Source organism: Segeticoccus rhizosphaerae, assembly GCF_005222685.1.
GTDB lineage: Bacteria > Actinomycetota > Actinomycetes > Actinomycetales > Dermatophilaceae > Segeticoccus > Segeticoccus rhizosphaerae.
Map to the genome: position 1 here is coordinate 50426 of NZ_SWMA01000001.1, position 13220 is coordinate 63645.

Annotated in this window: 12 protein-coding genes; 4 read left to right on the forward strand and 8 right to left on the reverse strand. The window is 73.2% G+C overall.

Annotation, left to right across the window (positions count from 1 at the left end):
- Positions 1 to 66 precede the first annotated feature (66 nt).
- Together FCN22_RS00235 and FCN22_RS00240 are read right to left on the reverse strand one after the other, a co-directional pair.
- Positions 67 to 552, reverse strand: coding sequence for an NUDIX hydrolase (locus FCN22_RS00235; RefSeq protein WP_137119523.1), 486 nt, complete (start codon positions 550 to 552; stop codon positions 67 to 69).
- A gap of 117 nt (positions 553 to 669) precedes the next feature.
- Positions 670 to 2508: an ArnT family glycosyltransferase gene (locus FCN22_RS00240; RefSeq protein ID WP_137119751.1), complete on the reverse strand. Its 1839-nt coding sequence runs from the start codon at positions 2506 to 2508 to the stop codon at positions 670 to 672.
- 220 nt (positions 2509 to 2728) lie between these two features.
- On the opposite strand from FCN22_RS00240, the gene FCN22_RS00245 reads away from it, so the two are divergent.
- Entirely contained in the window at positions 2729 to 3406 is a 678-nt protein-coding gene (locus tag FCN22_RS00245; protein WP_137119524.1) for a response regulator transcription factor, read from the forward strand.
- Positions 3407 to 3435: 29 nt separating this feature from the next.
- On the opposite strand, the gene FCN22_RS00250 is transcribed toward FCN22_RS00245, so the two are convergent.
- The 4 genes from FCN22_RS00250 to FCN22_RS00265 are packed head-to-tail and all read right to left on the reverse strand — an operon-like array spanning position 3436 to position 6863.
- On the reverse strand, positions 3436 to 4110 hold the full coding sequence (locus FCN22_RS00250) for a hypothetical protein (protein ID WP_137119525.1): 675 nt from the start codon (positions 4108 to 4110) through the stop codon (positions 3436 to 3438).
- Positions 4107 to 4949: an FAD:protein FMN transferase gene (locus FCN22_RS00255; protein WP_202911322.1), complete on the reverse strand. Its 843-nt coding sequence runs from the start codon at positions 4947 to 4949 to the stop codon at positions 4107 to 4109. Before FCN22_RS00255 ends, FCN22_RS00250 begins: the two co-directional genes overlap by 4 nt.
- The gene (locus FCN22_RS00260) at positions 4946 to 5470 is read right to left on the reverse strand and encodes an FMN-binding protein (protein WP_137119526.1); all 525 of its coding nucleotides are present in this window, start codon (positions 5468 to 5470) and stop codon (positions 4946 to 4948) included. Before FCN22_RS00260 ends, FCN22_RS00255 begins: the two co-directional genes overlap by 4 nt.
- Positions 5471 to 5483: 13 nt before the next feature.
- A complete protein-coding gene (locus FCN22_RS00265) occupies positions 5484 to 6863 on the reverse strand; it encodes a ferredoxin reductase family protein (RefSeq protein WP_137119527.1) in 1380 nt (459 codons plus the stop codon).
- Between the two features lie 255 nt (positions 6864 to 7118).
- On the opposite strand from FCN22_RS00265, the gene FCN22_RS00270 reads away from it, so the two are divergent.
- Positions 7119 to 7880, forward strand: coding sequence for a response regulator transcription factor (locus FCN22_RS00270; RefSeq protein ID WP_137119528.1), 762 nt, complete (start codon positions 7119 to 7121; stop codon positions 7878 to 7880).
- A 35-nt stretch (positions 7881 to 7915) separates the two neighbouring features.
- Entirely contained in the window at positions 7916 to 9418 is a 1503-nt protein-coding gene (locus FCN22_RS00275) for a HAMP domain-containing sensor histidine kinase (RefSeq protein ID WP_238384425.1), read from the forward strand.
- 28 nt (positions 9419 to 9446) lie between these two features.
- Here the strand turns inward: FCN22_RS00275 and FCN22_RS00280 are convergent, their stop codons facing one another.
- A complete protein-coding gene (locus FCN22_RS00280; protein WP_202911323.1) occupies positions 9447 to 10286 on the reverse strand; it encodes a hypothetical protein in 840 nt (279 codons plus the stop codon).
- Positions 10276 to 12060 carry a phosphatidylglycerol lysyltransferase domain-containing protein gene (locus tag FCN22_RS00285; RefSeq protein WP_137119530.1) on the reverse strand — a complete coding sequence of 595 codons (1785 nt, stop codon included), beginning with the start codon at positions 12058 to 12060 and terminating at the stop codon, positions 10276 to 10278. Before FCN22_RS00285 ends, FCN22_RS00280 begins: the two co-directional genes overlap by 11 nt.
- A 134-nt stretch (positions 12061 to 12194) precedes the next feature.
- Here FCN22_RS00285 and FCN22_RS00290 point away from each other — a divergent pair, with 134 nt between their 5' ends.
- A complete protein-coding gene (locus FCN22_RS00290; RefSeq protein WP_137119531.1) occupies positions 12195 to 13118 on the forward strand; it encodes an SGNH/GDSL hydrolase family protein in 924 nt (307 codons plus the stop codon).
- Positions 13119 to 13220: the final 102 nt, after the last annotated feature.

Genomic DNA, 13220 nt, shown 5'->3' on the forward strand with positions numbered 1-13220 from the left:
GGGTGGCGGTGACACGGCAGACAGACCGCCGGCCCACCGAGCAGGCGGACGCGGGCGCGGGGGCGCTCACGCGTGGCCCGCGAGGCGCTGCCAGGCCGCCTGGGCGATCCGCCGTTCGTTGGGGAAGGTGAGCTGTTCGTGCACCTGGTCGAGCGGGAACCATGCGGCGTCGATGGCCTCGTGGTCCGGGTCGTTCTCGATGGTGAGCTCGCCGCCCGTGGCCTCGAGCAGGTAGTGGTGGACCATCTTGTGGATCCGCCGGTCGTGCGTGGAGAACCAGTAGTCGATGGTGCCGAGCGTGATCAGGACCCGGCCCTGGATGCCGGTCTCCTCCGCGACCTCACGCGCGGCGGTCTGCTCGAGCGTCTCGCCTGCCTCGACGTGTCCCTTGGGCAGGCACCACTCGACCCGTCCGGCCCGGTTGCGCCGGGCGATGATCGCGATCCTCGCCAGACCCTGGTGCACGTCGATGACCACGCCGCCCGCGGAGGTCTCCTCGACGGACGGCAGCCGGCGAGGCGGCCGCGTCGGTCGGGGGGCGGGGCGGTCCATTCCGTCACTGTAGCCAGACAACCTTCGGCCGGGAGACGCCCTCGCGGTCGGCGGAGGCCGAGCGGCGCGCCGACGTGGCCGGACTCAGGTGTGGGGGACCGGGGGTGTCCTCGGGCGTCAGCCGCCGGTCAGGTCGTAGAAGGTCCGGCCGCCGATGGCGCGGGCGGGGAAGGTCGCGTGCACCCAGGCGCGGATCAGGTCGGCTGAGCTCGTCCGGCTGCTGGCCGGCCGCCGTCCGTCGGTGAAGAAGTGGATGCGGTGCGCGGCGACGTCGGCTTTGAACCGCGCCAGGGTGGGGCTCGGGTCGGTCCCGTAGTAGCCCCCGACCGGCATCACCGGCACGCCACCCGCCAGCTGCAGCCCGGCCGCGTCGACCGAGCCGACGGTGGCCGCCGCCCAGGTGTAGCGGCCGGCTCCGCGGGTGAGGGCGCGAACCACCACGGGCGGGGGCGGTGCAGGGGCGGTGACGGACACCGGCGCGGATCCCGACACGGAGGCCGGGGGCCGCCCGAAGACGCCGGTCGGATGAGGGCCCGCCGCGGGTGTCGGCCCCGTGTGCGGGGGCTCGAGGGTGGCCACCCCGTATGCCGTGGGCCCGGCCAGGACCGCCACGAGCCCCAGACAGGCTGCCACCCTGCCCCGGTGCCCGCGGACGGGCTGGTCGGTGCGCGGGCCACGGAGCGTGAGCAGCATCGCCGCGCCGGCGAGCCCGACGGGCAGCACGGCATACCGCAGCCAGGGCAGCCATCCGGGAGTTCGGGCGAGGACCACCGCGGTGAGCAGCGTGGTGCCGACGACGCAGGTGGCCAGCGCCAGCCGCGCGCCGAGGCGGTCACGGCCGCGCCAGGCGTCCCGGGCGCCGGTGGCCACGAGCGCCGCGATCGGTGGCACCAGCACGAGGGTGTAGTAGGAGTGGAAGATGCCGTTCATCAGGCTGAGCACGGCGGCTCCGACCACCAGCCAGGTGCCCCACATCAGGTAGGCCGCGCGGTGCGGGTCGGTGCGTGGCGCCCGGCCGCGCAGCAGCAGGCCGGTCAGCAGGAGCACGAGGGCGCAGGGGAGCAGCCAGGTCCCTTGGCTCGCGATCCACGGCTCGAACAGGCGCAGCGGGCCGTAGTGCTCGATCCCCGAGGGGTTGGAGAGCACGCCCTCCCGGCCGCTCAGCCGGCCGACACCGTTGTAGCCGAAGGCCACCTGCAGCACTGAGTTGGCGGTCGAGCTGCCGATCCAGGGCCGGTCGGCGGCCGGCACGGCTGCCACCACCGCGATCCACCAACCCGCGCTACCGACCATGGCGACCAGGGCATACAGCAGGTGCAGCAGCCGCCGTGGCAGCCGGGCCGGCGCGCAGAGCAGGTAGGTGAGCGCGAAGGCAGGGACGACCAGCAGCGCCTGGCCGAGCTTGGTGAGGAATCCGAGGCCGACCAGGGCACCGGCGAGCGCGAGCAGGTGGGGGTTGGCGCGCTCCACCGCGCGCAGGGTGGCGTAGCCGCCGAGCGCGAGCAGCAGCGTGAGCAGGGCGTCCGGGTTGTCGAACCGGAACATCAGCACCGCCACCGGCGTGGTCGCGACGACCGCGCCGGCGAGCAGGCCGGCCCCTGCCCCTGCCCGCAGGCGCACAGCCGCGAAGAGCACTCCCACGGTGGCCACGCCCATTGCGACCTGAGGCAGCAGCAGGCTCCACGCGCTCAGGCCGAAGGCTCTGGCCGACAGACCCATCACCCACAGGGCCAGCGGGGGCTTGTCGACTGTGATCGAGCCGGGGGCGTCGGAGGCGCCGTAGAAGAACGCCTTCCAGCTGACGCTGCCGGCCTGCACGGCGGCCGCGTAGTACTCGTTGGCCCAGCCGCCGGCCGACAGCCGGTAGGAGTAGGCGACGGCCGTGGTGACCAGCAGGGTCACCAGCGCCGACCGGGCCCAGCGGGGATCCGCTGCCAGCAGGTCGGCACGCCGCATCCGGTGCACGAGGGCCAGTCTTCGTGGCGCTTGCTGTGCCGGCGCTGAGCGTGGGAACGGGCCGCGGCGACGACAGCGGCGAAAATGTGCAGCGGAGCGAAACCTGCCGCGGAGGAGCCGCGGCAGGAAGATTCAGCGCCGTCTCAGTCCGCGGCGTCGATACTGGGGGAGCGACCCGGGCGAGCCCGGGCGTGGTGACGAGTCGGGAAGGGCGTGGGCCGTGCGCGTGCTGCTGGTCGAGGACGAGCCGAACCTGGCCGAGACCGTGCGGCGTGGCCTGTCCGGTCAGGGCTTCGCCGTCGACGTCGCCCACAACGGGGTCGACGGGCTCTGGATGGCGACCGAGAACGCCTTCGACGTCATCGTGCTCGACATCATGCTGCCCCAGCTCAACGGCTACGCGGTGCTGCGGAAGCTGCGTGAGCAGAAGGTGTGGACGCCGGTGCTGATGCTCACGGCCAAGGACGGTGAGTACGACCAGACCGACGCGTTCGAGCTCGGCGCCGACGACTACCTCACCAAACCGTTCAGCTTCATCGTCCTCGTGGCCCGGATGCGAGCGCTGATCCGGCGGGGTGCGCCGGAGCGTCCCGTCGTGCTCCGAGCCGGTGACCTGACCCTGGACCCGAACCGGAGACGGGCGCACCGCGGCGAGGAGGAGATCGTCCTGACGCCACGCGAGTTCGGCCTGCTCGAGTTCCTGATGCACCACCGCGGCGACGTGGTCACCAAGGCGGAGATCCTGTCCGGCGTCTGGGACCCGGCGTTCGACGGTGACCCCAACATCGTCGAGGTCTACATCCGCTACCTGCGCCAGAAGATCGACGTGCCCTACGACCGGCACGCGATCCAGACGTTGCGCGGCATGGGTTACCGCCTCGACGAGGAGGGCGGCTGAGCCGTCTCGACCCGACCTGCCCGACCGGGTCACCTGACGGTCCAGCTGTGGACCAGCGCCAGGACCAGAAGGGCGGCGACCGCCCCGATGAGCACGGTGCCGAGCAGGGTCAGCGTCCGGCTGGTCACTCCTGCGACCCGGCTCTGACCGGGCGGTGCGAGGGCGAGGCGGGCGGCTGGCACTACCCGCGCGATGACGTGCAGCCCGGTGGCGACAGCCCAGGCGATGAAGGCGCCCTGGTGGAGGGTGAGCGGGGTGACGCGCACGCCGGCGAACGCGAGGAGTGACGCGCGCGTCGAGTCGGGTCCGAGGGGGATGAGGGCCAGGCCGGTGCCGAGCAGGGCGAGCGTGGTCACCACGACGAGTGGGCCGAGCAGGCGCAGCAGCAGCGGCGGCGGGCCGGCCTGCAGGTAGGGGCGGTTGCCGGTGTAGTAGCGCAGGATCCGCCAGCCGGTGGTCGCGGTCTTGACCAGGGCCGGTGGGACGAGCAGGACTCCGATCGCGATGTGCCAGCTGATCAGGGCGGTGACGTCGAGCAGGGTGACGAGTTCTGCGAGGAACGCGACGAGGAGGACGAGCCCGATCCAGGCGGTGAGCTGGGCGTTGCCTGCCGGTCCACCGGTGCCGGGCAGCGCCGGGTCGTCGCGGTGTGCGCGGCCGGTCGCGTGGGCGAGCGCGTCGGCGAGGGCGCTGGCCGCGGTCACGCGGGCCCCGGGGCCATCGGCATCGTGGTTCCTCTACCCGGTGCAAAGGCGTTCAGGTCGACCACCGGCGCGGCAGCGGGGAAGCCGCGGGTCTGCCACGTGCCGCCGGTGGGGGTGACCGCGAAGGCCTCGATGTCCGGCATCCGTTCGACCCAGTCGCGGGCGCGGCGCCCCATGGCCAGGGCAGCGGTGGCGTAGGCGTCGACCGCGGTGAGGTGCCTGCCGACCAGGGTGATGCTGGCCAGGTCGGCGGCGGGTCGTCCGGTGTGCGGGTTGAGCACGTGGGCGCCTCGCTCGGCGGTGCCGGAGGTCGCGACCGCCATCTCGCTCCCGGTGACGATGGTGGCGAGCAGCCGGGGGTGCAGCGGGTCGGCGATGCCGATCCGCCACGGGCGCCCCGGTGCGGGTTCGCCGGCGAGCTGGAGGTCGCCGCCGCCGTTGATGGCGTGCCGGGTCGAGCCGGCGGCGCGAAGCAGCGCGCTCGCGCGCTCGATCGCCCAGCCCTTGACCAGCCCGGAGGGGTCGAGCGCGCCGCCCGGCGTGGTGGTGAAGTAGCCGTCGCTGACGGCTGTGGCGTCCGCGCACAGGGCGAGGACCTCGGCGACCTCGTCCGGGCCGTCGTCCAGGGATGTCTCGCCCCGGCCGAGCCGGCTGATCGGGCTGTCGGGCCGGTAGGTGGAGAAGGTGGCGTCCACCCGGTGCAGCCAGTCGACGACTTGTCCGACCGCGGCTTCGACGCCCGGAGCGGGGTCGCGGACGTCCAGGGAGAACACGGTGCCCATGCAGTGTTCGATGCGATGGATCCGTGGACCGGGGTGGGGGCGGGTGTCGTCAGTCATCGGCGGCCGGCATGGTCGAGGGCGTTCTGCAGCGAGGCCGTGTATCCCTCGCTGGTGTAGGTGGCGCCCGAGACCATGTCGATGTGGGCGCTTTGGGCGGCCAGGGTCTCCCGGGTCAGCAGCGGCACGGCATAGCTGGCGATCTGCTGGCTGCGTTGCTCGTCGTGGGGCAGCTGCAGCGGGCTCACGCCGGTGATCTTGGCGCCGGTCAGCCTGACCCGGACCTGCACCGGCCCGTAGGGGGTGTCGGCGGTGCCGCCGGTGATGGTCCGGGTGGTCGGCGTCGTGGTGCTGGTCGCCTTCGCGCCGGGGCCGCGACTGGCGCCGTGCCGTCGTGTGGCCCTGGAGGCATGAGTAGAGGCAGGCTTGGATTCGGGCTTCGCGGTGGCGCTGGACCGGGTTGAGGAGGCAGTGACCCTGGCTGCCGGTGCGCCGAGGGTCCCTGTGAGGTGGGTCTTGAACCCGAGCAGCAGCACCAGTCCGGTGACGGTGGCGGCGAGGGCGAGGATGAAGCGCTTCACGATGATCTCCCGCTCACAGCTCGAACGACTCGTGGTGGATGTGCCGGCGGGGGACTCCGGCACCGCGCAGCCCCGCCGTGGCGGCACGGGTCATGCCCTGCGGGCCGCACAGGTAGACGTCGTGGTGGCGCAGGCCCGGGACGAGCGAAGTCAGCGCGGGGGCGGACAAGGGGTCCTGCGTCAACCGGGTGTGCAGGCCGATCAGGTAGTGCACCCGTGCGCCGCGGAACGCGGCGATCTGGTCGAGCTCGCGGCGAAAGACGACCTCGGTGTCGTGGTTGGCGCGGTAGAGCAGGGTGAGCTCGCCGGGGGCGGCCGGCAGCGTCTCGAACAGCGCTCGCAGCGGGGTGATCCCGGCGCCGCCGGCGATCAGCAACACCTGGCGCCGGCGGCGCCGGTCCTCGGTGAACGCGCCGTAGGGGCCTTCGGTGAGCACCCGGGTGCCGATCTTCAGGTGGGCCAGCGATCGGCTGTGGTCACCGAGCGCCTTCACGGTGATCCGCAGCGCCGTCGGGCGAGGCGGCGCAGACAGTGAATACGGGTTGGCCGACCACCACAGGTCGCGGGTGAGGAACCGCCACCGGAAGAACTGGCCCGGTTCGGCAGCCAGCTCGGTCAGCCGCCGGCCGGTGATCACCACCGACACCACACCGGGCGCCTCGTGGTGGACCGCGGCGACGCGCAGCCGGTGCCGCGCGGCCTGCCGCAGTGGGGTGACCAGCCGATACCACACCAGCGCCGCGGCGACGGCGACGTACATCGTCGACCACGCGACGCGCGCGGGCAGGTTTGTCACGAAGTCGGCGCCGGTGGCGAACTGGTGGCTGAAGGCCAGCGCCACCGCGAGGTAGGTGTAGAAGTGCAGGTAGTACCAGGTTTCGTACCGCATTCGCGTCCGGGCGGCGCGCGCCGACACGACCCCCACGCCCACCAGCAGCAGGCCGGCCACCGTCGCCATCAGCACGTCCGGGTAGCTCAGCAGCAGCGTCGCCGCCTGGCTGACCACGTTCGTGTGGGCGGTGACCGCGTAACCCCACGTGATCAGCAGTCCGTGGGCCACGACGAGGCTCACCGTGTAGCGGCCACCCATCGCGTGCCACCGGGCCAGCCGGTCGGCACCGACCCCCCGCTCCAGCCAGGGTATGCGCGCCATCAGCGCCACCAGCACCACGACCCCGTAGCCGGCCAGCAGCCCCGTGATCCGCCCCGCGCCGGTCAGCCAGCCCCCGAGCCCGGCTACCGTCGGCGTGTCGTGCCACCACAGGCCGAGCATCCCCGCGGCGCCACCCCAGATCAGGCCCAGCACCCAGGTTGGGCGTGCGCCCCGGGTCGGTCCTCGGCGCGGCACTCCCCATGGACGTCTCGTGCCGGTCACACGGTCATCGAGGGTCATGGTCACAACGGCTCCCAAGGTCGAGGCATCTGCTGCGTGCGGTCCGCGGGCCGGTCAGGCCCCGCGCCGCGGGCCACGTCCCCAGCATCGGTGCGCGATTTCTGTAAACCCTCTGAAGAGGCTCTGGCCGGGCCGTGAGTTTCGCGGGCCCGCCCGCGCAGCCGAAGCCCAGACGAACCCCAGAGGTAACTCAGAGGAAACTCAGAAGGCAGCAGGGACAATGGCTTGCACGTGCGCCGTCCCGAGAGGATCCCGATGAAGGCTGGTGCGTCCGCGCCCACGAGGAGGGCGGCGCCGGATCCTCCCGTGCGGCTGTTGCGGCTCGACGGCACCCCGGTGCGGGTGCTGGTCGTAGATGACGAGCCGAGCCTGGCCGAGGTGCTGGCCAGCGTGCTGCGCTCCGAGGGCTGGGCGGTGCGGACCGCGGGGGACGGTTCCGCCGCGGTCCGCACCGCGCAGGAGTTCGCTCCCGACGCGGTCGTGCTCGACCTGATGCTGCCCGACCTCGACGGTCTGGAGGTGTTGCACCGGCTACGCGCCGCACAGCCGACGGTCTGCGTGCTCTTCCTCACCGCGCGCGACTCGGTCGAGGACCGCATCGCCGGGATCACCGCCGGTGGGGACGACTACGTCACCAAGCCGTTCAGCCTGGAGGAGGTCCTCGCGCGGCTCCGCGGGTTGCTGCGCCGGGCCGGCCTGGCCCGCACCCGCGGCCGGGCGGGTCTGGCCGTGGCGGACCTGACCATGGACGAGGAAGCCCGTGAGGTGCACCGCGCGGGCGAGCTGATCGACCTGACCGCGACCGAGTTCGAGCTGCTGCGATACCTGCTGCGCAACCCGCGCCGAGTGCTGTCCAAGGCGCAGATCCTGGACCGGGTCTGGGACTACGACTTCGGCGGGCAGGCGCACGTGGTCGAGCTCTACATCAGCTACCTGCGCAAGAAGATCGATGCCGGTCGGGACCCCCTGATCCACACCGTGCGTGGCGTGGGTTATGTGCTGAAACCACCGGGATGACGCCCCCCACCGACCGTCGCGGGCGGAGGTCATCGGTGTCACCAGGGGGATGGCTGGCTCGCCGGCCCCTGCGCACCCGGCTGACTGCCGGCCTGCTCCTGCTGCTGCTGCTCGCCTGCACCGTGGTGGGCCTGGCGACCACCCTGGCCCTGCGCGGGTTCCTGCTCGGCCGGCTCGACCAGCAGCTCACCGCTGCCGGCAGCCGGTTCGCGGTCAGTCTCGAGCACAGCGAAAACACCGCTGGCACCGGGACGCCCGGCCGGGACGAGCCCGGCGAAGGGTTGTCCGACGTGCCCGGCCAATCCGTCGGCACGCTAGGGGTGCACCTGGTCGGCGGAACGATCGCCCAGGCCGCCATCGTGCACGGCGACGGCGACCACGACCAGGACGACACCGCCAGCCTGACCAGGGCCGATCGCTCCGCCCTGGCGCGGACCCCGCCCGACGGGACGTCCCGCACCCTGCACCTCGACGCCCTCGGCGACTACCGCGTCCGGGCCGTCCCTGGCCGAGATGACGACGTGCAGCTCACCGGCCTCCCCCTGCGCCCGGTCCACGACACCCTCGAACGACTCGAGGTGGTGGAGGCCGTCGTCTTCGCCGTCGTGCTGCTCGTCACCGGCCTCACAGGGGCCACGTTCGTCCGGCTCTCGCTGCGCCCACTGCACCGGGTCGCCGCCACCGCCACCGCCGTCTCCGAACTGCCCCTGGCCAGCGGCCAGATCGCCCTACCCGACCGCGTCCCTCCCCAGAACCCGGGCACCGAGGTGGGACAGCTCGGCGCGGCGTTCAACCAGCTGCTCGACCACGTCGAGGCCTCCCTGGCAGCTCGGCACGCCACCGAGGACCGGCTCCGACGATTCGTCGCCGACGCCAGCCACGAGCTGCGCACCCCACTGGCGACGATCCGAAGCCACACCGAGCTGGCCCGCCGCAGCCCCGGCACGCTCACCGACCCGGTCGACCACGCGCTGCACCGCGTCGAGGCCGCCTCGACCCGCATGGGCACCCTGGTCGACGACCTCCTGCTGCTCGCACGGCTCGACGCGGGCCGTCCCCTTGCCCGAGAACCGGTCGACCTGACCCGGCTGGCCATCGACACCACCAACGACGCCCGAGCCGCCGCCCCGGACCACCGTTGGACCCTCGACCTTCCCGAGGAGTCCGTCACGATCCGTGGTGACCAGTACCGGCTCCACCAGGTCCTCGCCAACCTGCTCGCCAACGCCAGCACCCACACCCCGGCCGGAACGACCGTGACCGTCCGGGTCAGCCGCCACACAGCGGGCGGGCAGACCGACGTGCAGACCGACCCCGTCGAGGTCGCGGTGACCGACAACGGGCCGGGCATCCCCGCAGCCGTCCTACCCACCCTGTTCGAGCGCTTCGCCCGAGGCGACAGCTCACGCGCGACCGGAGGCACCGGTCTCGGCCTGGCCATCGTCGCGGCCGTCGCCCACGCGCACCAAGGCACCGTCACCGTGGACAGCAGGCCGGGTCGGACCACTTTCCACCTCCTGCTGCCACCAGGAACGTGACTGAGCCACCCGTGCCGGGCACCAGCGGTCACTCTTGACGGAGTTCTTCCGAGGCACCAACCGGGCCGCCCTGCAGGTGCCCGGCATCGGCCAGGACGGCCGAGGCCGCGGCGGCCACGACCAGGGCGGCGAGGGTGGGCAGCAGCCAGCCCGGTCGGGTCCGGTCGCCCAGCAGCAGCGCGCCACTCACCCCGGCGACGATCAGCTCGGTCAGCCACAGCACCACGGTCGCGGGGCCGACCGGGCCACGCTCGAGCGACAGCGCATAGAGCACCGTGCCGAGCACCGCGAATCCGAGCACGGTCCAGGCGAGCGGCTGCCCGGCCAGCCGCGGCCACGGACCGCCCGTCGGCAGGACCCGCACGCACAGGGCCACCCCGGAGAAGCTCGCGCCGGCCAGCAGCGCGAGTGGCAGCCACCCCCCGCGCGGATAGGTCGCCGCGCCGACCAGCGTGAGCAGCGCGAGGGCGGTCAGCGCGGCGGGCAGGAACCACGACGGCGCAGGCAGCGAGGGCGAGGGTCCCGAGCCGGCGCACACGACGACGAGGGCGCCCACTACCACCCCGACCCAGCCGAGCTCTCGACGACGCAGCCGCGTGCCGGCCACGAGCGGGGCGAGCAGGATGGTGACGGCCAGCGACGCGGTCAGCACCGCCTGCACCACGAAGAGCGGCAGCCCGCGCATCGCCACCAGGGAGGCCAGCCACGCCAGCCCGTCGCACGCCAACCCCAGCAGGTATGCCGGGTGGTGCAGCACCGCCGCCCCGTGGGCGCGGCGCGCGGCCCGTGCCTGCAACGCCGACCCGGTGCCGTAGCCCGCGGCCCCGACCACGGCCATCGGCAGCGCCCAGAGCACCTCAGCGCCCATCCTCGAGCAGCGGCACGCGTTCCCTGGTCGGCTCCGGCAGACGTCGCGCCGCGCCCCATCGCAGGAGCCGCGGGCGCACGATGAACGCCTCGGCCTCCATCGCCGCCATGCTGATCTGGGCCAAATCACGGCTGGCCTCGAAGCAGATGAACCGCGGCACCCACAGCGGCTGGTACTTCGCGTTGGAGCGGTAGAGGGACTCCAGTTGCCAGAAGCGGGACGCGAAGACCAGCAACCGGCGGCAGGCCTTGATGACCGGGCCGGCGCCGAGCCGGTCGCCGCGTTCGAAGACCGACCGGAACACCGCGAAGTTCAACGAGATCCGCGTGACGCCGCGCCGTGGTGCAGCGGCCACCAGGTCGTGCACCATGAGCTCGACGACGCCGTTGTCACACTGGGGTGACCGGCGCATCAGGTCGAGGGAGAGCCCGTCGTCGCCCCACGGCACGAGGTGCAGGAGGGCGCACAACCGGCCATCGGCGTCCCGGCAGCGGACCAGGACGCACTCCGGGTCGCCCGGGTCACCGAGCCGGCCGAGAGCCATCGCGAAGCCGCGTTCGCGGCCGCCCTCGCGCCACCGGGCGGCTCCGGCGCGGGCGTCCTGGAGCTCCTCGTCGGACAGCACCGACACCGCCGAGACCGTGGTGGTGTATCCCAGGCGGCGGGCCCGCCCGACCGCCTGCCGGACCCCCCGCATCGACCGGCCGCTCAGGCTGAACCGGTCGACCTCGACCACGGCCTCGTCGCCGAGCTCGAGCACACGCAGACCGTGCCGGCGGTAGGCCTGCGCACCGCGCTCGCTCGCGCCGAGGACGCCGGTCACCCAGGCGTAGCACCGGGCCTCCAGCAGCCACGCCTCGATGGCACCCGGCCAGGCCTCCGGGTCACCGACCGGGTCGCCCGCGGCGAGGCTCACGCCGGAGACGACGCGGTAACAGACCGCCGCCTTCCCGGTCGGGGAGAAGACGACCGACTTGTCGCGGCGCAGGCTGAAGTAGCCGAGGGAGTCGTCACCGCACCGGGTCCCGAGCAGCTCACGCAACCGGGCTTCGTCGCGCTCGGTGAGGGCGGCCGGGCCGGACGGCGCCCGCAGGAGGCTGGCCAGGGTGGTCACGACGGCGACGGCGCCGAGCAGCGCGAGGGTCGTCCCCTCATACATCGCCTGCTGCCCGTCGACGAACCGGATCGGCCCGCGCAGGCCCACCAACCCGTAGGCGACCTGCTGGAGCACGGCGAGCGCACCGTCCGGTCCGGTCCGCCCGTCAGGATCCAGCAGGACGACCGCGAGCCCCACCAGGGCGGCCATCACCGTCGACGCCACCAGCACGGTCAGCGTGTGCCGTCTGGAGCGGGGATCGGCGACGCCGGTGAAGGCCTTGCGGGTGCTCCACAAGAGGGTGAGCAGGCCAACCCCGAGCAGGATCACCTCCGGCTCGCGGGTGCGCAACAGATGCAGCACGGTGACGCCGACGGTGATCGCCATGACGACCAGCCAGGCCCGCCGCTTGCGACGCCGCAGTCCGCCCGCGAGCAGCAGCAGCGTCGTGCCGGCGGCGATGGTCAGTGGCCGGGTGGCGTGCGGCGCGAAGGGCGGCAGCACGCCCATGAGCAGGTCGAGCTCCACCGGCCGGTTGTTGTGCGGGATCGCCTCGGTGGCGATCATCAGCAGGCCCACCACGGCGGTGACCCGGGCCAGCTGGGCCGGCGCCCACGCGGTGCGGCGCCCCCAGAGCCGGGCCAACCCCCCGGGCACCGTGGCCATGTTGGTCGTCACCGCGTCACCTCCACAAAGAGCAGGGTGGGAACCGGACCACCGCTCGCCAGCGTGTCAGCCGCGAGGTGAGAGCAGGCTGAGAAGCGCACGTCTGCGAGGCGCGCGGCGCAGGTTGTCGGCGTACCGTCCCGCGGGTGCAGATCGTCCACCCCGTGGCAGCGCTGCGTCCGGCCCTGCTCGGGGCGGTCGCCCTCCTGCTGGTGCTGACCGGCTGCGGGCCGGCCGGCTCGGCTGCCTCCGCGCCGTCGTCATCGGTCACGTCGTCGACACCGCCCAGCTCACGGTCCGCCCCGTCCTCGCCGCCGACCCGCAGCACGACCACCAGGACGACGTCCGCGACCACCCCGTCGGCCCCCGCGGCGACGCCGGCGGGCCCGCCGGTCGTCGTGGGCCTCGGTGACTCGGTGACCTCGGGCTACGGCTGCGACTGCGAGACGTTCGTGCAGAGGTATGCCGCGCAGCTGCCACCCGCCAAGGGCGGCCCCGCCCGGCCGATCAACCTGGGCAAGGGCGGCAGCACGAGCGTCGACCTGTTGCACGACCTGCGAAGCGACGCCGCGACCCGGCGAGATGTCGCGTCGGCCGACGTGGTGCTGGTGACGATCGGCGCCAACGACCTCGGCCCCCTGCTGCCGCGCTGGCTCGGCTCCGACTGCGACAACACCTGTTATGACGGGGCGGTCGCGGCGGTCGGCCGGCGGGTCGGTGCCATCGTCCGGCAGATCGAGGCGCTGCGCGGCAGTGCGCCGCAGCAGGTGCTGGTCACCGGCTACTGGAACGTGTTCGTCGATGGCGAGGTGGGGCGCCAGGAGCACGGCACGGCATACCTGCGGTGGAGTGACCGGCTCACCCGGGCTCTCAACGCACAGATCGCGCAGGTGGCCACGGCGGCCGGTGCGACCTGCGTGCGCCTCTATGCGCCGTTCAAGAGCCCCACCGGTGATCGCGACCCGACCCCGCTGCTCGCGCCCGACGGTGACCATCCGGACGCGGCAGGTCACGAGGTGATCGCCAAGGCACTCCTCGCTGCGACCAGCCCGATCGAGTCCCACTCGTGAAGCGTCCGCCTTGGCTACTGTTGCTCCCGGTCGGGGACGAGCCAGGGAAGGGTGGTGCCCGGTGAGCGAGAGAACGCACGCCAGCCCCCGGGGGAGCCCTCG